General features: G+C 66.6%; 16 protein-coding genes, 2 pseudogenes and 1 riboswitch. Of the genes and pseudogenes, 8 read left to right on the plus strand and 10 right to left on the minus strand.

Translation table 11 applies throughout. The features are described from left to right. Nucleotides 1–89: 89 nt before the first annotated feature. The 3 genes from JOC24_RS17305 to JOC24_RS33290 are packed head-to-tail and all read right to left on the minus strand — an operon-like array spanning nucleotide 90 to nucleotide 3422. Complete coding sequence (locus JOC24_RS17305) at nucleotides 90–1328, minus strand: McrC family protein (RefSeq protein WP_205021219.1); 1239 nt, start codon at nucleotides 1326–1328, stop codon at nucleotides 90–92. Continuing rightward, a complete protein-coding gene (locus tag JOC24_RS33285) occupies nucleotides 1321–2211 on the minus strand; it encodes an McrB family protein (protein WP_307792715.1) in 891 nt (296 codons plus the stop codon). The genes JOC24_RS17305 and JOC24_RS33285 overlap by 8 nt, the downstream gene beginning before the upstream one ends. Then, a complete protein-coding gene (locus JOC24_RS33290; protein ID WP_239580598.1) occupies nucleotides 2208–3422 on the minus strand; it encodes a hypothetical protein in 1215 nt (404 codons plus the stop codon). The genes JOC24_RS33285 and JOC24_RS33290 overlap by 4 nt, the downstream gene beginning before the upstream one ends. 144 nt (nucleotides 3423–3566) lie before the next feature. On the opposite strand from JOC24_RS33290, the gene JOC24_RS17315 reads away from it, so the two are divergent. From JOC24_RS17315 to JOC24_RS17340, 6 genes are all read left to right on the plus strand, one after another. Continuing rightward, nucleotides 3567–3779 carry a hypothetical protein gene (locus JOC24_RS17315; protein ID WP_205021220.1) on the plus strand — a complete coding sequence of 71 codons (213 nt, stop codon included), beginning with the start codon at nucleotides 3567–3569 and terminating at the stop codon, nucleotides 3777–3779. A gap of 67 nt (nucleotides 3780–3846) precedes the next feature. Beyond that, the gene (locus JOC24_RS17320) at nucleotides 3847–4041 is read left to right on the plus strand and encodes a hypothetical protein (RefSeq protein WP_239580599.1); all 195 of its coding nucleotides are present in this window, start codon (nucleotides 3847–3849) and stop codon (nucleotides 4039–4041) included. A gap of 109 nt (nucleotides 4042–4150) precedes the next feature. Next, nucleotides 4151–4531 (plus strand): protease inhibitor I42 family protein, encoded by a 381-nt coding sequence (locus JOC24_RS33295; RefSeq protein WP_307792716.1) that lies wholly within the window; start codon nucleotides 4151–4153, stop codon nucleotides 4529–4531. An 87-nt stretch (nucleotides 4532–4618) separates the two neighbouring features. Continuing rightward, entirely contained in the window at nucleotides 4619–5272 is a 654-nt protein-coding gene (locus JOC24_RS17330; protein WP_205021222.1) for a (2Fe-2S)-binding protein, read from the plus strand. 63 nt (nucleotides 5273–5335) lie between these two features. Beyond that, nucleotides 5336–5473, plus strand: a riboswitch (cobalamin riboswitch). A 597-nt stretch (nucleotides 5474–6070) separates the two neighbouring features. Further along, complete coding sequence (locus JOC24_RS17335) at nucleotides 6071–6292, plus strand: hypothetical protein (RefSeq protein ID WP_205021223.1); 222 nt, start codon at nucleotides 6071–6073, stop codon at nucleotides 6290–6292. A gap of 169 nt (nucleotides 6293–6461) precedes the next feature. Continuing rightward, nucleotides 6462–6659: an antitoxin gene (locus JOC24_RS17340; RefSeq protein ID WP_205021224.1), complete on the plus strand. Its 198-nt coding sequence runs from the start codon at nucleotides 6462–6464 to the stop codon at nucleotides 6657–6659. A gap of 340 nt (nucleotides 6660–6999) precedes the next feature. Here JOC24_RS17340 and JOC24_RS33300 read toward each other — a convergent pair. The 3 genes and pseudogenes from JOC24_RS33300 to JOC24_RS17355 all read right to left on the minus strand — a co-directional run. Further along, a pseudogene (locus JOC24_RS33300) lies at nucleotides 7000–7124 on the minus strand (IS5/IS1182 family transposase); the annotation flags it as partial. A gap of 256 nt (nucleotides 7125–7380) precedes the next feature. After that, complete coding sequence (locus tag JOC24_RS17350) at nucleotides 7381–8427, minus strand: inosamine-phosphate amidinotransferase 1 (RefSeq protein WP_205021225.1); 1047 nt, start codon at nucleotides 8425–8427, stop codon at nucleotides 7381–7383. A 56-nt stretch (nucleotides 8428–8483) separates the two neighbouring features. Continuing rightward, the gene (locus tag JOC24_RS17355; RefSeq protein WP_205021226.1) at nucleotides 8484–11456 is read right to left on the minus strand and encodes a citrate/2-methylcitrate synthase; all 2973 of its coding nucleotides are present in this window, start codon (nucleotides 11454–11456) and stop codon (nucleotides 8484–8486) included. 717 nt (nucleotides 11457–12173) lie between these two features. Between JOC24_RS17355 and panD the strand changes: the two genes are divergently transcribed. Next, nucleotides 12174–12599 (plus strand): aspartate 1-decarboxylase, encoded by a 426-nt coding sequence (gene panD, locus JOC24_RS17360; RefSeq protein WP_205021227.1) that lies wholly within the window; start codon nucleotides 12174–12176, stop codon nucleotides 12597–12599. Nucleotides 12600–13085: 486 nt separating this feature from the next. Then, nucleotides 13086–13492, plus strand: a pseudogene (locus JOC24_RS17365) (hypothetical protein). 18 nt (nucleotides 13493–13510) lie between these two features. Here the strand turns inward: JOC24_RS17365 and JOC24_RS17370 are convergent. Genes JOC24_RS17370 through JOC24_RS17385 form a run of 4 tightly spaced genes read right to left on the minus strand, consistent with a single transcriptional unit; the run spans nucleotide 13511 to nucleotide 17124 of the window. Then, nucleotides 13511–13798 (minus strand): hypothetical protein, encoded by a 288-nt coding sequence (locus JOC24_RS17370; RefSeq protein ID WP_205021228.1) that lies wholly within the window; start codon nucleotides 13796–13798, stop codon nucleotides 13511–13513. A gap of 34 nt (nucleotides 13799–13832) precedes the next feature. Next, complete coding sequence (locus tag JOC24_RS17375) at nucleotides 13833–15227, minus strand: type III PLP-dependent enzyme domain-containing protein (protein ID WP_205021511.1); 1395 nt, start codon at nucleotides 15225–15227, stop codon at nucleotides 13833–13835. 32 nt (nucleotides 15228–15259) lie between these two features. Next, entirely contained in the window at nucleotides 15260–16057 is a 798-nt protein-coding gene (locus JOC24_RS17380) for a family 1 encapsulin nanocompartment shell protein (protein ID WP_205021229.1), read from the minus strand. Next, nucleotides 16054–17124, minus strand: a complete 1071-nt coding sequence (locus JOC24_RS17385) for a Dyp-type peroxidase (RefSeq protein ID WP_205021230.1) — start codon at nucleotides 17122–17124, stop codon at nucleotides 16054–16056. Before JOC24_RS17385 ends, JOC24_RS17380 begins: the two co-directional genes overlap by 4 nt. Between the last annotated feature and the right edge of the window lie 30 nt (nucleotides 17125–17154).

Genomic DNA, 17154 nt, shown 5'->3' on the forward strand with positions numbered 1-17154 from the left:
GGATGTGATGAGGTCGCTCGGGGCGGCGAACGGTGCAGCAGGGGCCAGGACCCGGCTCACTCGGGGACGGGGCGCGTACTCCGCGATGATCAGGGCAGCACCGAGCCGATCCACGCCGTCGCCTGCTCGGGGGTGGCACGGGTGTCGACGCCGAGGACGTCGATGGTGCCCAACAGGCCGTCGGGTCCGCGAACCTGGAGGGTTCTTCGGGCGTGACCGCCCGTCCGGGGATGGACGATGACGGCGGCCGGGGCTTCGGCGGGCCCGTAGCCGCTGCTGTAGGTGAGGAGTTGGTGGACGTCGGCCGCGCTCACGCCGTGGTGGTCGTAGCGCTTGTACTTGGCGTCCACGGGCAGCAGCCCGCGCCGCCCCGTGTCGCGTCCCGAGAGGCTGAGCAGGAGGTCGGGCCGGAAGGCCGAGACGTTGCCCAGGTCTCCGCGGACGGTGATGCCGGTGCCGCTCCCCCCGGGTACGGCGTGGCCGCCGCGCGGGCCGACGGCCTCGGTGCCGAGCCGGCGGACGACCGCTTCCCAGAGCGCGGGCATGGCGAGGAGGAGACCGTCCGCCGTGGTGCCGTGGTCGGTGAGCAGGTCGGTCACGCCACCACCGCGCAGCAGCAGGCGGGCCCAGGTGTGGGCGGGCCGATAACGGGCATTCAGGCGTGTGTAGTGGATGCGGTCCAGCGCGCGGAGGGCCGTGCCGGGGTCCGAGGCCCGAGGGAAGGCGCCGGCCACGCCGTGCAGGGCGCGTGCCAGGTCAGGATTGGCGGTCAGACCGAGCGCCGCCTTCAGCGCGCTCCCCAGAACGCGGTTGTCCCAGATGTCCGCCTCCCGGTCGAAGGTGCGCACGTGCAGCTGGTCCAGTTGCCCGTAGCGGTGGGTGGCCTGGGCGGAGACGTCCAGGCGCCCTCGGAGCACGGGTTCGACACTCCGGCGGCGTACGTAGTCCCGTCGCAGACCCTCCCGCAACAGTCGCTCACACTGTGCGAGCAGGGCCGCGACGACCAGGTCGGCATGACCGTCGGGGCCGGTGTCCCACCGTCTGGCCGTTACCGGGACAGGCGTGCCGAGGGCGTAGGCCAGCCAGCTCATGAGCTGCTCTCCCGGAACGGCGAACTTGGGTGTGATGACCACGCGGACCCGGTCCAGGACCAGGACTCCGACGGTCGCGTCGGCTTTGAGTCGCCACCCGGCGCGTTCCCTGGTCAGGGTGAGGGAGCCCCGTGACTGGAGGGCGTGCAGGCGGTCGACGTCCCGCGGAGTGAGCTGATCCGGCTCCAGCGGGGCGGACTCGTACTCGCCGAGCTGGACCGGGGTGCGGTCAGGCATCCGGGCCGGGAACGCCGCTGGTGAACTCGGTCGCCAGCGCGTCCGCCAGATCCTGAGGGGGCATGAGGAGCGCACGCCCGGTCCCGGGGTCGACCAGGCCGCCGAGGATGCGGTGCAGCAGCTCCGCCCGCCCGAGGCAGTAGTCCTCCAGGAGCGGGATCACCTCGTGGTGGAAGGCGGCCGCCAGATCCTCCTCGGTGGCGAGCGGCTCACCGTCGCGGAGCAGGTAGGCGTGCCCGATCTGGTGGTCGGCGTCCAGATGACGGGCGATACGCGTGTTGAGGGACTCGAAGAACGCGGCCAGGTCCAGGGGGCCGACGGTTCCGGAGACGGCGTCCGGGTCGGGACCCACGGGCAGGAAGGCGAAGCGGCGGCGGACCGCGGCGTCCAAGTGGCTGATGCTCCGGTCGGCGGTGTTCATCGTGCCGATGACACGGACGTTCGGCGGTACGGAGAAGCGCCGCTTGCTGACGGGCAGGGCGAGCGGCAGATTCCGCTTGTCGAGTTCGAGGAGCGTGATCAACTCCCCGAAGATCCGCGGCAGGTCCCCGCGGTTGATCTCGTCGATGACCAGCAGAAACGTCTGGTCGGGGTGTGCGACGGCCTGGCTGCACAGACTGTGGAACAGGCCGTCGGTTAGGGCGAGGGTGAGCCCCGGGCCGGTGGCACTCAGGTCCGGCTTGAAGCCCTCGACGAAGTCCTCGTAGCCGTAGGAGGGGTGGAAGGTGACCAGTCGGACACGGTCGCCGTGCAGCATCTCGGCCTGTGCCTCGGCACGTTGGCCGACGTCTGCGCCGAGCGCGTCCGCGCGCCCGTCCAGGGCGAGGGCGGCGCCGAGGGCCAGCCGGGTCTTTCCCGTGCCGGGCGGCCCGTGCAGAATCACCTGTCCCTTGCGCTCCAGGGCGTCGAGGACGGCCTGTACGTCCTCGGGCAGCGCGACGGGCGTGCCCGCCTGAGCCCGACCTGCCGAGGAACCGTAGCCCGGGCCGGCGTCGTCGCGCGCTGTGAACCTGGCGAACAACGGCGGGTCGACCTTGGCGAAGGTGGACCGCCACCCGTGCTGGGGCTTCTCCAGTTTCTGCGCGTGGGAGAGCTCCCAGACCACCGGGACGACATGGTGGAACTCCGACCGGTCGGGGTCGTGGCGGTAGTGTCGACCCGCCCGGTGGCCAGGACCTCGTCCACTCCGCGGTTGGCCACGACCCGGTCTCCCGCCTCCAGATCCCGGAAGGCAAGCAGCCGGCGGGCGAGGGTCAGGCTGCCGCCGCTGCCGCGCGGCCAGTGCGCGTCGAGGGCCTGCTTCAGCTCGGTGTCGCTCTGGTACTGGCCGAGATCACCGAGATCGTCCCACCCGACGCAGATGAAATCGCCGTCGCGGCACTCCTTCCACAGACGGCCGCGCTCACCGGGGGCGATCTTCCAGATGGTGCGTTGCCTGGGATTGAAGTGCTTGTACAGGAAGCGCATCACCTCCTGTTCCGTCCAGCCCTCGAACTCCGCACGGTTCCGCACGAGTTCCCGCAGTTGACGATTCGTGCGCGAGGCGGGGAGGCCGGCCCGCGCCTCGCCGCCGAGCAGTGCGACGAATGTCCGCAGATGCTCAGCCGCGTAGATCGGCAGGAAGTGCTGTGGGAAGTAGGTCGCCAGGGACTTCGTGACCAATGTCGGCCCGAACCTCAGCACCTCGAGGTCCTCCAGGGCCTCGAAGTCTCCCGCCCCGACGGCGTCGAAGGCGCGGACGAACTGACCGCGCAGTTCCGCCCAGGCCTCCTGCGGATCCATACCCCTCAGCGGAGCTGCCAGCCGCCATTCACCGGATTTGTGGTGGTACATGATGTGCTTCGCGGCGCTGCCACCCTTGATGCTTCCCAGATGGGGAGTACCGAACTCCATGAGCCGGCAGTACGTCGGCCCGGGCCCGTGCGGCGCGGCCTGCCCGAGGGCGTAGCGCTCCAGGGGTAACTCCGCCCATTCCTCCAGCGGAAACCGGGACAGCACCTGCTTGCGCTCGTCCTCGGCGGCCGACTCCGCGTCCGCCACGGCGGTCCGGTCGAACTCGGCAGCTGCTGTGCGTACGTCAACCCCATTCGTCATGGAGGCCATGATGCCGGAGCGCGAGACGGCGTTCCCGTCGCCCGGCGAAGTCGGGCGACTTCGTGCGTGTGACGCACGGGGCCGGCACGATCGGCAGGGCGAGGTCGTTCCTGGACAGCGAACGCCGCGGCGACGGGAGAGACGGTGCGGGACTGCATCTACACCCTCAATACGAACAAGGACACCCTCGACGGGGAGCCGGCCCGCAAGGAGACCATGCGTCGCCTCGCCCACGACGGCCCGAAGTGCGAGTTCTGGCTCAGCCGACATGACCGCATGGAGCCCGGCGACCGCCTGTGGTTCTTCTTCAGCCGGCCGGAGTCGGCGGTGGCAGTGACTACCAGCGTCAGGACCTGAACAGGGCCGCCGACCGCAGGGGGCGGTCCGCATTGAAGCCGAGAAGTCGGTGGCGCAGGGGCATCCGGTGCCGGTCGACGTTTCGGGTGAGGACGGCACACACGCGATGACCATCATCGCCCAGGAAGGTGACATGCTTCAGGTGTACGGCCCCTGGGGCTCGACCACTTGGGTCAGCGAGGACGACTTCATCAACGGCCACACGGGCAAGGCTTCCAAAAGTGATCTCCCCAACGCGTACAGTGTCTGTCCTCCTCGGTAGCAGGGGCGGTGTCGCGATCGCGGCGGCCGTGCTCCTCGCTCTCACCACAGGCTGCGGCTCGGGCGCAGACGAACCGGCCGGCCGCTCCGCGAGCGCCACGAGCCACCCGGTGAAGGACACCACCATCACCGCCGGGCAGGGCGAGCGCTTCACGCTCACCGTCGACCAGAACGCCTCCACCCGTGAGTACTGGTACCTGGTCGATCCCGGGCCCGACAGCTCGGTGCTGGTCAGCCGCGGCCGGGACTACGCGTCGGACTCAGGCGACGAGCCGGTGGCCGGAGCCGGCGGCCGGCTCACCTTCACCTTCGAGGCCAAGGGCAAGGGGACCACCCGGTTCACGCTGCTGCACTGCACGTTCACCACGTGCCAGGGCAACACGTCCACGCTGCCCCCCGAGACGACCGAACCCTCCGCCACATCGGCCACGGGGGCGTCCTCCGCCTCCCCGGTTCCCGAGCGCATCACCTACACGGTCACAGTTGAATGAACCGCAGCGGAGCGGACAGCTGAGACGAGTTAGCGCTGTACAAGGAGGCCCACATGGCGGATCCCGCTCGGGCCCCCCACGTCAGTCGTGGCAGCGGCATTGGACGATGTGGCGGCCGTCGGTGGCTTCTTCGCCCTGCGCGTCGGAGGCCGTGACGAGGGCTGGCGTCCAGTGGGCGACTTCTACAGCTATGGCTTCGCCGACCTGTCCGCCGTCGTGGCCGACCGCTATCGCGCCACCGAGCCGCGTGTTGGAGTCTCCATCGCTCACCTCGGACACGCGGCCCGTCTCTGGTCGCCCGTGCCGGCCTGCGCGCTGCTTCACGGAATCGTGTTGGATCTCAGGGCGTTGCAACGCGCCGACGACAGTTCGGAGCTCCGGTTGCCCCGGCCCGTCGGCTGGTACACCGACTCGCTTTCCGGCAGGGCCGAAAGTCTCTACGCCGAGGTGATGCACCACCTTCACGCCCTGTGCACCGGCCTGCGCGTCAAGGTCGCTCCGCGCCTGCTGGACGGGAACACGGCGTCCGCGCTGGTCGGGTCGGCCGGTGTGCTGCTCGCGGCCCACCCCCATCTGCGTAATCCGCTCACGGGACTCGTGACGGAGCTTCTCGGCATGGGGCGGCTTGCCGGTACCGGACACCTGACAGGCCCGGACCTGGCTTTCCACCGTCGCAGTTGCTGCCTCTACTACCGCACTCCCACAGGCACCAAATGCGGGGACTGCTGTCTCGCAAGCTGACCCCGACCTCACCGGCCGGTGGATGCAAGCGTGGAGGCATTCCGTCAACTGAGCCGAGAGCGCTGGGTCTTCCGCGAGTCCGGAGCGACAACTGAATGCGTGTGCGTTCAAGTGGAAGCCGGTGGGAATCCGGCGCTGACCTCCAACGGTGTGCGGTCCGCCCGGGCCGCGAGTCGGCCACCCGGCCGTCGGATGTGGGACGCGGGCGGGGTGGAGCCCGGTGTGTTTCCTCGAACTCGCCGTGAGGAAATGGACGATGGAGGCGACCACGTCCGGGCCGATCAGGTCGGCGGAAAATCCTTCGTACGCAATCTGCGTCACCGATGCGGGGCGACGGCTGAGCCGTGCCCGTGACGGCCCGTGCCGGAGGTGTCGCGTAACCCTGCACGGCGAACAGTTCCGGCGCCCGCCGCCCGGATCACTCCTCACCCCTGTGGTCGTGTCCGCAGCGTCATCGGGTCTCGCTCAACCCTCGCAGCCGCTGTCGTGCCCGTCGGTCAGAGGCCCCGACGGCGGTGGCGCCGGCTTGGCGGGGCTCTTCGTGCTGCTCGCCCTCGGGAGGCGGGCATACCGCCGGGGGTTAAAGGAGCGGCAAAGTGCGCACGTCAAGAGCGAGTTCTCGACGTCTCGGGGGCGGCTTTTGGCCGTTCTGTCGCGTGCCGGGCCGACGCCGCTCGCGCGGGCCGATGGTCACCCTAATCTTCTACATGCTTGTAGAAGTTCCTTTGTTCGCTGTTCGCCGCCCATGCCGTCGGTGGGGTGAGCAGTTGACTGTCCGTGTTCACTTCAGGAGGAAATATGGCGACGATCGATCTCGACAAGGTGTTGGACAAAGCGTGGGCGGACAAGAGCCTGCCCGAAATTCTGGCTGCCCCGGTCGCGGCGCTCAAGGGGGTCTCGGACCGGGATGGGGAACTGCTCGACGAGGCGTTCGGAGTGAAGACCGTCGCGGACCTCGCCGACCTCAAGTATGTCCGCTGGGCGCAGGCCTTGGCGTCGCTGGACACGACGGCCGAGTAACCGCGCTCCCTCACGGTGCCGCGGACTCCCCTCCGAGGTCGCGGTGCCGGCTGGGGGTTCAGCTGCTCTGCCGGTGCGACGTGGTGCGTGCGGCAGACCGGCCTCGTTCGCCACCAGCGGCAACCGCGGTCCCTGGTTCCGGGATCGCCCGATCCGGAAAGGCTCCTGCATGTTCGAAGTCCTGAAGAATCTCAAGGACAAGGCCGACGACCTCGCCGAAGAGCACGGAGACAAGATCGTCGGCGGCTTGGAGAAGCTGGGCGGCTTCGTCGACGACAAGACCGACGGGAAGCACAGCGACAGGATCGACTCCGCGGTGGACACGGCCCAGGATTACATCGGGAAGCTGGGCGAGCGGAAGGGCTGATCGGCATTCGCCGACACGTGGGGCTGCCGGACGCGAGACGCCCACAGGAAGACCGTGTGGGCGGAGATCACGCACCCGTCGTGAGCCGGACCGTCCGGCGGGCACTGCACGATCAGGAGACGAACGCCCGCAGGGACGCGGCGAACGCGGTCAGCCCCTCGATCATCTGTGTCGGGAGCGGCTTCTCGCCGAAGTGGGCGATCCGGTTACGGATATCCTTCACCCGCTTCAGGCGGCCGATGAACTGCTCCCGGGGTATGGTCAGCCACTTCAGGGGCTCCCAGTTGCAATTGGTGCGATCGGTGTTCGGGCTTCTTGTTCGTCCCGCGGTCCTTCAGCGGATGCTCCACGGTCGGCCCCGCCGCAGCGCATCCGCTCCCTCACGGTGCAGCGCGGTCACCAGTGCACCGAAGCAGTGCGGGCTCATCCCGGTGAACGGGCTATCCAGGACGGTTCCAATGCCATGCCATGATCACATGAGGCATCGCCAGATCGTTTCATTCGTGATCAGCAGTCCTGGGGCTGACCCTTGACCTCAGAACCAGGTGATCACTGCGCGACCGCGGCCTGAGCGGGGTCCAACAACTGCTTGACTGTTGTTCTGCGAGTCCGTCCAGCTCCGTACGCCGGCACGAGCACCCCGTACGAGGCCGCGCCAGCCACTTCAGAATGGCGCAGCTTTCACAGAACGTCTGTCCTCACCGCCCGGCCCTACAGGCCGTCATGATGTGAAGTTCTCCAGGTTGCCTGTTCGCCGCACATCCAGCGTTGCGCAATGAAATCCGCCACCCAGCGAGCGACCGTGGCGCCACGGAAGAGGTGCACAACTGATTCCCCTTTTTTCCAGAATGCGAATGAGTTCGGTCTGTGACTTCTCAACGACCGCCAATTCTGGAGAAATGCTCAGGAAGTTCATCCCGATCCAAGGTGAGCTGAAGGGGTAACCAGAATATCCGATATCCACCGGCTCCGGTGCCATAATTACTTCCCAGTCACGCAGAACCTTCGGAATCGTCTTTTCGCTGAGGCGTGCGGGGTTTGCGAGTAACAGCCCCGGACGGAGCGCAGCAATTGTCGTGTCGATATGCGTCGACTTGTAGATGTTTTCGCATCGATGGACGCGATAGCTGTCGCCAAGGGCGGATTGGAGCCATGTCGCCCCGTTCAGATTGCCGGAATCAGACACCAGGTAAAGGATGTCACGGCCAAGGCGCAGGCAGTTGGCGGCATCAAATACCGGCTCTTCCTCAAGAACTGCGAGTAGTGACCGGTCCGTCCTGTTGTAGCCGGATTCCCTCAGCTCCGGTTTTGGCGCCGAAATCCAACGCGCACCACTGTTCATGTACTCGTGGAGTATCGGACGATATGCCAGCGATTCGTACTGTCGCGAGCGCAGTGACATAGGCGTCTCGATTATGGTCCGTCCGACGGCCAGGAGCGTATCGCGTGGGCAAAACGCATGCATCCCGTCGGACTTCCAGTCCGGAGTAGCGTACTCGCGTGAATGGTCACGTACGACCGGCCGGCGGACCTTTATTCCCTGATCCTCCAGGAAGGAGATCAACCCGGCGATGTCTTCCTCGGCCTCAGCTATGCATCGAGGGTCGATGGGGCCCTCGGGAATCGCCGACAAGTCTGAGCAGCGGATGGTGTGTTGTCCCTTGTCGGAATGTGGAACGCGAGCCCCGAGGGCAGTGCCGACGATCACCTCCTCCAGAGGACTCCATTCATCGTGGACTGACACCGGCGAGTTGGTCGAGTTGGTCATGCGGACTCGTTCCCTTCAGTGGAGATGATTGGAAGGAGGGGAACAACGGGTCGGGATCAAGGGCCGACATAACGGGCATCGGGTCGCACGAGTGGCTGCCCTGTGGCTCGTTCCTCGAGGATATGTGCTATCCACCCCACTATTCGGTAGCAGACATGCAGTGGTGTGGACAGGTCGATCGGCAGTCCGAGCGACTCGTAAAGGAGTCCTCCGAACAGGTCATAGTTCGGCTGGGCGCCGTTCTGTTTGGAGCGTGCGGCGTCATACATCGCCATGACCTTTTCGAGGCCGTCGATATTTCCTTCATCCCGTGCAACCCGTGTTGCGACCTCCCGGTACGGCGCCAGGCGCGGATCGCCCGCTCTCCCGTAGATCGCATGTCCAATACCGTCGACCAGCGCGCCCGCGTCCAAGCGTCGCTCCACGTAATCCTTGACGCCATCCCGCCCTTTCAACCCCGCGAGCTGTGCATAGGATGTTTCCGAAGCGTATCCGTGGCGTGCACCCGAGAAGACTCCGGCTGCGGCGGCAACCGCTGCATGAACGGTGGTGTGAGCGCTGTTGGCCACCATGCAGGCGTAGGTTGACGCAGTAGTGCCGTTATCCGCGTGAATAATGAAATCCTGGGTTATGGCGTCAATGTTCCTCTCGCTCTTCGGGAGGCCGAACATGTGCAGCACGTTCTTCACGTGCGAGTACTCCTGTTTGGGTGCCACAGGCTCCTTCCCTCGGCGAAGCATGTGATAGGCGCCGAGCAACGTGGGCAGTTGAGCAATGAGATCCAGGCCGGCTTCTTCAACCTCCTCCGGGGACTGCACGGAGAGACCATTCCGTGCCGCGGACACCTCGGCATTGAGTAATGAAATTGCGGATACCAGAGCAGGCAGGGGGTGCGAGCCGACGCGCGCACAGAGTCGCAGGGCCTCCAAAGCAACCGATGGAGTAGCCCTGCGCAGTGCGAGCTGCTGCTGAAAGGCGGATTCCTGGGCATCGTTCGGAAGCTCGCCGCGCAGAAGGAGGTACGCCACCTGTTCGAATCCTGCACCTGCTGCCAGGAGGTCGTTCAGGTCGTACCCGGAGTAGGAAAGAGACCCGTTACCCACGTCGCTATGCGCTATGGATGTCTCTGTGACGAGCAAACCTCTCAGACTTCTATTTACTTGCCGCGATCCTGTGCGTCCTTGGACGAAAGCAAAGATGCCCTGGACGGAGCGCAGCTCATGGTCGTGCCCGGGGTCGATCCGTACGTTCAGTCGGGTTTCCAGGGCGGTCACGACACAGATATGACCCAGAGAATCCCAGCTGCCTGGGTCATGTAGATGTGAATGATCAGATATGGTGCCGCGACCTTCACCCAGAGCTTGCGCGACCAGAAATTTCACCTCGTCCAATGACATCGGCGAGGGAGGATTCGCGGTGGGGTGCACGGATTTCTTCAAGAGTTCCACTATCGCGGGGCGGTCGGTCTTGCCATTTACATTCAGAGGCATCGCCTCCATCTCGCAAATTTTTTGCGGGACCATGTAGGGTGGCAAAAGTTTTCCAGCGGCGGCAACAGTCACCGTGGATCCTGTTGTTGCGGCCACGATGCATTTCGGTTCCTCCGGCGGCCAGGGGACGGCGACCGCGTCCGTTGCGCCCAACGCCCTCAGTGCGGCCTCGGTGTCACCGAGCTCGATACGGTAACCATTGATCTTCACCTGATGGTCGTTTCGGGCGATGTACGCGATGGTCCCGTCACCCAGTACTTCGCAGATGTCTCCGGTTCTGTAATATTTCACGATCTCGCCGCATTCGGACCTGAGTAAGAAATAGTTGCTGGTCCGGTCACCGCTCAAATATCCTGAGAATATTTGTGGGCCTGCGATGCACAGCTCTCCCCTCTCGCCTGTAGCCACTTCAAGTCCCGCTTCGTCAACGACGGCGGCACGGTGCCCTGAGTACACCTGGCCGATCGGAACGAGACCGTTCACGCATTCATCCGGCGAGATGCTTGAATTCCATACATATTCCGAAACCGAGATCGTGGCCTCAGTGGGTCCGTACATATTGATTACGGTTGAATTGTGTGCAGAGCGCTGCCAGGAAGAAGCGACGTACTCCGGAAGTGCTTCGCCGCAGAAGAGGCTGTACCGCAGGCTTGGTAGGCTTTTCGGGCTCAGGGCTGCGCCACGTATGAGGGTCTTGGCTACGGACGGAACGGAGAGCCATACGCTCACCTTGTTCTCATTGATGAAGTGAGCAGGGTCAGAGATGTCTTGTGGACGCATGGTGATTGCGTAGGCGCCCACCTCCCATGCCACGAATGGTCCGAATATCGACAGGTCGAAAGTCGAATCAAAGGTGAGTGCGAAAATATCCCGGTGATCCACGGTATATCGCTGCACGGCGGAACGCACATACGTCCGCACGTTCTTGTGGGAAATTGGCACACCTTTGGGTCGCCCACTGCTTCCTGATGTGAACATGATGTAGGCGATGTCGGAAGATGTTGGTTGTGCAATGTCGCCGAGCGGAAGCGGGGCCGTTCTTGCGAGATCGGTCGAGTCGATCACGGTGGCGCCGATTTTTCGACTCAGCGTCTCGCCCGGATCGTTCGGAAGAATCACCGCTGGTTTGTTTATGAGGAGACCGTAGATCTCACTCAGTTCTCTTACGGTCGCGCTGTCGGCGATAATGATCGAGATGTTGGATTGTGTGATCATGTCCGCCAGCCGTTGAGCCGGGAACTTCGGGTTCAAGGGGACGAATGTCAGGCCTGCCAACAAGGAGGCAATTTTTCCCACATGCTCGACCGGGCCTGCATGAACAAAGATTCCCACGCGTTGTGCCGGCTGTGAACTGAGGCACTCGCGCACTTGCGAGGCCCAGCGGCGCGCTTCTTCCAGTAATTGCGCATACGACCATGCCTGACCGTCATGCATCAGAGCCGTTCGGTCGGCGTGTTCGCGCGCGTTCCTGAGGAAGCCGGAGGCCAGGCCGGTCACATCGCGTCCGGAAGGGTCTCGATCGAACGAGCCGTCGCCCATCTATCTCACTGCTCCCGTGTTGTCCTTCGCCCTGGTGCTCCGGTAGGCGGCGTCCCTGGATCGGCCCAGGCCCTGGATCCGATTTGCTTCGAGGCGTGGCGATGACAGCTGCAGCGGGGGCTGATGCGGGCGCCGTAGGAGAAGAGTCCCGGCAAAGTGGTGCGCTGACCATAGGCCGTTTGAACCGGTCTGTAGCTCGATGGGCAGACTCCGGAGTAGTCAGCTTCGGCTGCTCCTGATGGACGGCCAAGACCGTGAGGTGCGTAGGCCATGCTGAGCGCCCCTGATCGGAGCCCGCGTTCCGGGCAAGGGGGGTGAGGGGCTTGACGGGGTCATGTCCCGAAGTCCCACAAGCAGGTTCGAGATCCTTCGCGACTGCCGCCTCCGGGGAACGCGGCCCCGCCGCCTCGAAGCTTCTTGTGGAGACAGGACCCGTGTGCGTCGGGGCCGTCGTCCTGCTGGCGAGGTGACGATGATCACGAGTGCTCCTGAGGGGAGCGCTGCGTAGGCTTGCGAGCGTCGTCGAGGTGGAGGCCGGGGGAGCGGGCGAGGTCCCCGTCGAAAACTGATGATGCGTCAGGAAAGTCGGCAAGTGGTCAGCATGAGTCCTTGGAAGCCCGGGAACAGCTTCCCGCACATGCGAACCGTTGTAGAGTGTGGAAACAGCACTTGACCTGCAAAAACGCAGGCAGGGAGCCTATGCCCAGGAGTACCCCAATGCTACGAACGATGTTCAAGTCCAAGATTCACCGAGCCACCGTCACCCAGGCCGACCTGCACTACGTCGGTTCCGTCACGGTCGACGCCGACCTGATGGACGCCGCGGACCTGCTGCCCGGTGAGCTCGTGCACATCGTGGACATCGACAACGGCGCCCGACTCGAGACGTACGTCATCGAGGGGGAGCGCGGCTCCGGCGTCATCGGGATCAACGGCGCTGCCGCCCACCTCGTACACCCCGGTGACCTGGTTATTCTCATCAGCTACGCCCAGGTCGAGGACGCCGAGGCGCGTGCCCTTGTGCCGAGCGTCGTGCATGTCGATGCCGGGAACCGCATCGTCGCTCTGGGGGCCGACGCCTCCGCCCCCGTGCCGGGTACGCGCACCGAGCGCAGCCCGCAGGCCGTCCCCGCGCGGAGCTGATCCGCAGGGGGCCGAGCGGGGCCCGGTCGCGTTCCGAGCTGTTTCCGGGCCGGGTGAGGGCACCCGGGGCGAAGTCGCGGTGTGTGCGTGTGGACTCGGCAGGCGAGGGCAGCCGCACGGGGAGACGGTGGAAGGAGATCCACCCGCCGGATCCACCGTCCCATCCGCCCGTCCGGATCCACTCGTCGCATCAGGAGGACCGAGATGACGCACCCCAGCCCCGATCCCGTACCACCCGCGCCGACGCCCCCGCCCGTTCCCGGGCCGCCGACACCGGTGCCCTCCCCGCCACCCGTACCGCCGGGCCCCGTGCCGCCCGGCCCTGCGCCCGACCCGATTCCGCAGCCGCCGAACCCGAACCCCGAACCGGTACCCGAGCCGGAGCCGTCACCCCAGCCGGCCGGGTGAGCTGGGCTCCCGAAGAACTCCTGACGAAATGATCTTCGAGGTGACTGGATCGCTCCGGGACTGATCCGGGGGTGCGGGGTGGCTCGGCCGAAGCCATGGCAAGTCGATGACGAGTTGTGGGCGGTGATCGAGCCGCTGGTGCCCAAGGTTGAGCGCCGGACCCGGCACCCCGGGCGCAGGCGGCATCCGGACCGGCTCGTGTTCCAGGGCATGGTGACCGCGGCTACGACCACGACAAGTACCGCCGCCTGGTCTGGGACCTCGGCGTGAAGCCGGTGATCGCCCGGCGCGGCACCGGGCACGGCTCGGGACCGGGCACCCGACGCCGGGTAGTGGAACGCACATTCGCCCACCTGCACTGGTTCCGCCGTCTACGGATTCGTTGGGAGATCCGCTACGACATCCACGAAGCGTTCTTGACCCTGGGGTGTGCACTGATCTGCCGGCGACGGCTTGCGCCCCTGCCCGGACGGGCTGACCGATAGCGCGAGGGTGCTGTCGTCTCACTCCCAGCTGGTCTCCGGGATGTGGTTGTGCAAGTGCGTGCCCCATCCGTCGCGATCATGCCTGGAGCAGTGCTCGGCAACCATGCCTTCCCAGGACCGATCCGGCCACCACAGAGCTCCGTGCTTCTCATGAAGATGATCGTGGAGAGCCTTCAGCGCAACCGGATCCGTGACCCGCGTGAAGACGTGGAAAGGCCACTTCTTCCGCCCGGTGAAGATCCGGGTCTGCCTGATCTTCCACCTATCCATGAACACCTCCATGTCGAGGCCGACATCATGCGGCATCCGTCAGGATCGCTCCCGGCGGTTGATCATTCTGTCAGGGGTCCTGAGGCCCCTCGTACAGTCCGGTCAGCGCGTCGGCCCGACGCAGACCGCTCTCCGCCGCCACCGAGTCCAGTGACTGCGCCTCGCGCACGACGGCGAAGCGAAGTCCGCCGGTTTCCCCCGCGAAGCCGTACACCGCGGGTCGTGGAAGGCTGTTGTAGGCCCACGGCGTGGAGAAGTAGTACGCACCCGTGTCGTACAGAGCCACGAAGTCACCCTCCCGCAGCTCCGGCAGTTCACGGGCGTGGGCCACGACGTCCCCGGCGAAGCAGCACGGTCCCGCGATGTCCTGGACCATCGTAGGCCCGTTCCGGGGACGGCCCTCCCCGTCGAAGGCGCCGACCCGGAGCGGCCAGGCATCGGGCATGAACACGGTTCGGGTGGCGATCTGCGCCCCGGCGTGGGTGAGCGCGATGCGGCGCCCGCCCGCGTCCTTCGTGTATTCGACACGCGCCCCGATGAAGCCGTTCTTGGCGAGCAGGGACCTGCCGAATTCGGTGACCAGGTCGTAACGCCCGTCGAACAGACCCGGAGCCTCCGCCCGGAGCGCCGCCACGTAGTCCGTGAAGGAGGGGCGTGCCTCGTCGTCTGCGAAGTTGACCGGCAGCCCGCCGCCGATGTCGATCCCGGTGATCCGGCGCGCTCCCAGTACCTCGTTGATCTCCTCGGCGAGCCGGTACGTCTCGGCGATGCCCCCGGCGATGAGCTCCAGCGAACAGCCCTGCGAGCCGACGTGCGCGTGCAACCGGGTCAGCCAGGGGCGTTCGGCGAAGGTACGGACGACCCGCTCCCGCGCGCCGGGGTCACGAAGGGCCACCCCGAACTTCGAGGTGGCCGTCGCCGTGCTCATGGCGCCGATGGAGCCGCCTCCGATCTGCGGGTTGACCCGCAGGCCGAGGACCGAGGCCGAGCCGGGGGAGCGGATCTCCTCGATCCGGCGGATCTCACCGAAACTGTCCGCGTTCACGGCGACACCGAGCGCCAGCGCCAGCCGCAATTCGTCGCGGGTCTTGGCGGGCGAGTCCAGGACGATCCGTGCCGGGGGGAAACCGGCCTCGACCGCGAGCCTCAGTTCGCCGGGGCCGGCCACCTCGCAGCCCATCCCGGAGTCGGCGAGCAACCGCAGCACCGGGATCAGCGACGCGGCCTTCGCGGCGAAGGTGTGCAGCACCTTCACGCCCGGCTCGGCCGCGAACGCGTCCCGCAGCGCGGCGACCCCGGAGCGGATCCCGTCCGCGTCCAGGAAGCCCGCGAGGGGCCGCTTCTCACCGAGCAGTCCTTCCCTCACCGCGATGCGGAGTGCCTCGGCGAATCTGTCGGAGCGCGATGCAAGGGGGGACGGGGACCCCTCGGTCGCCGCGGAATCCGACGGTGGCGTACGGCGGATGTCGTTGATGGCAGCCTCGCAGGTCGGCACTTTCAGGCGATGAGGGGGACCACTGCCTCAGGCGTCAGCATCCTGAAGGTGAACGCCTGATGGAAGTAGAGCCGGATGCTCAGGGCGTCGTGGTCCAGATAGCCGATGGACAGGTCCTGGCCCAGGCACAGCTCGAAGTCGCCGCCTCGGGTGGAGAGCAGGACCCCGCCGGTGACGGCGGGAGCCCACAGGATCGGCTCGTCGAGCTGGCGGGCCAGATGGGTCGCCACCGGATAGCCGTGGTCGGAGGTCTCGGTCGCCTCCGTGAACGCGTCGGCGCCCAGCAGCAGCCGGTACGGCCCGTCGACCCCCGCGAGCCGCAACCGGGTCAGGGCCTGGCTCACGGCCGCCGGATAGTCGCGCGCGTCCGCGGGCAGCGGAAGCGGGGTGTGCGACGAGCCGTCCCGCAGGCCCGTGATGCCGGCCGCCGCGTATCCGTCGATCACCGCCATGTCCTCGGCGAACGCGCAGGTGCGTGCCGCGTCCTTCACCGGCTGCCAGTCGCTGTCCTCCGATCCGCGTTCCACGTCGTCGACAGCCGCTCTGGTCACGGTGAAGGGCACCCGCCACTCGATGACCGGTGTCGCCGTGCGGGCGCGGGCGATGACGTCGGGGGTGGGCGGGTCGATGTCACGGAGATGCCCGTCACCGATCGCCGAGAGCCGCGGCCCCTGAGGGTCGCTGACGTCCACGACCCGGCGGCCCGCCACATGACGGCTGAAGGTCCGCCGTGCCTCTTCCTCGATCTGGTCCCAGGCGGCGTCGGTGACGGGTGCGAGCTCACGGTGCAGGTTGTTCATCGCGGTGCGCTTTCTTGCAGGCCGCCGATGCGCAGCGAACCGTCGTCGGCCACAGCCCGGGCAGGGGCGCGCAGCTGCGTGGGCTGAGGCTCCGGGGCGACCGTCGTCCCTGCGGGGGAGGGCGGCGGCGGGGGAGCGTCCAGGAAGCCGGCGCTGGGGGCGTGGAAGAGCGTGCCGGTGACCGCCGTGGAGAAGTCGAGAATGCGGTCGTGGGTGCCGGGCGGGCTGCCCAGGAACATGTTGCCGAGCATCTGCTCGGTGACTCCGGGGTCGGCCGCGTAGCCGATGAAGTACGTACCGAACTCACCCTGTCCGAAGCTGCCGAAGGGCATGTTGGCACGCAGGATGTCCCGTCCGGTGCCGTCGTCCGCGGTGACGGTGTTCAGGGCGACGTGCGAATCCGCCGGCTTGACGTCGTCCGGGAGCTCGATGTCGGTGAACTTCGTACGCCCGATGATCCGCTCCTGCTCCTCGGTGCTCAGCCCGTTCCAGCCGGTCAGGTCGTGCAGGTACTTCTGCACGACGACATAGCTGCCGCCTTCGAAGGCGGGGTCCTCCGGACCGACCATGGCCGCCGCCCTCGCGTCGTCGCCCACCGGGTTCTCCGTACCGTCGACGAAACCGAGCAGATCCCGGTGGTCGAAGTAGCGGAAGCCGTGGACCTCGTCCACGACCTTCACCGCATCGCCGAGCCGTCCGAGGAGCTGGGAGGCCCACTCGAAGCAGACGTCCATCTGCTCGGCGCGGACGTGGAACAGCAGATCGCCCGGTGTGGCCGGCGCACGGTGGACGGGGCCCCGCAACTCCTGGAAGGGATGGAGCAGGGCCGGCCGGGGGCCCGCGAACAGGCGGTCCCAGGCATTCGAGCCGAAGCCCGTCACACACGCGAGTCCGGCGCTCGGCACCCGGAAGCCGATCGACCGCGCGAACGCCGCGAGATCGGGCAGCACGTCGCGTACGGCGGGTTCGCCGCCCGGCTCGATCGTCGCGACCAGGACCACGGCGGCACTGGTCAGCGGTGCTACGAACGGCTGGACCACTACGGGTTCCGGTACGGCGTCGGGCATGGGCGCACTCCGTGGACGGTGGAACGGGCT

It is taken from the genome of Streptomyces sp. HB132 (genome assembly GCF_016909575.1).
Classification (GTDB): domain Bacteria; phylum Actinomycetota; class Actinomycetes; order Streptomycetales; family Streptomycetaceae; genus Streptomyces.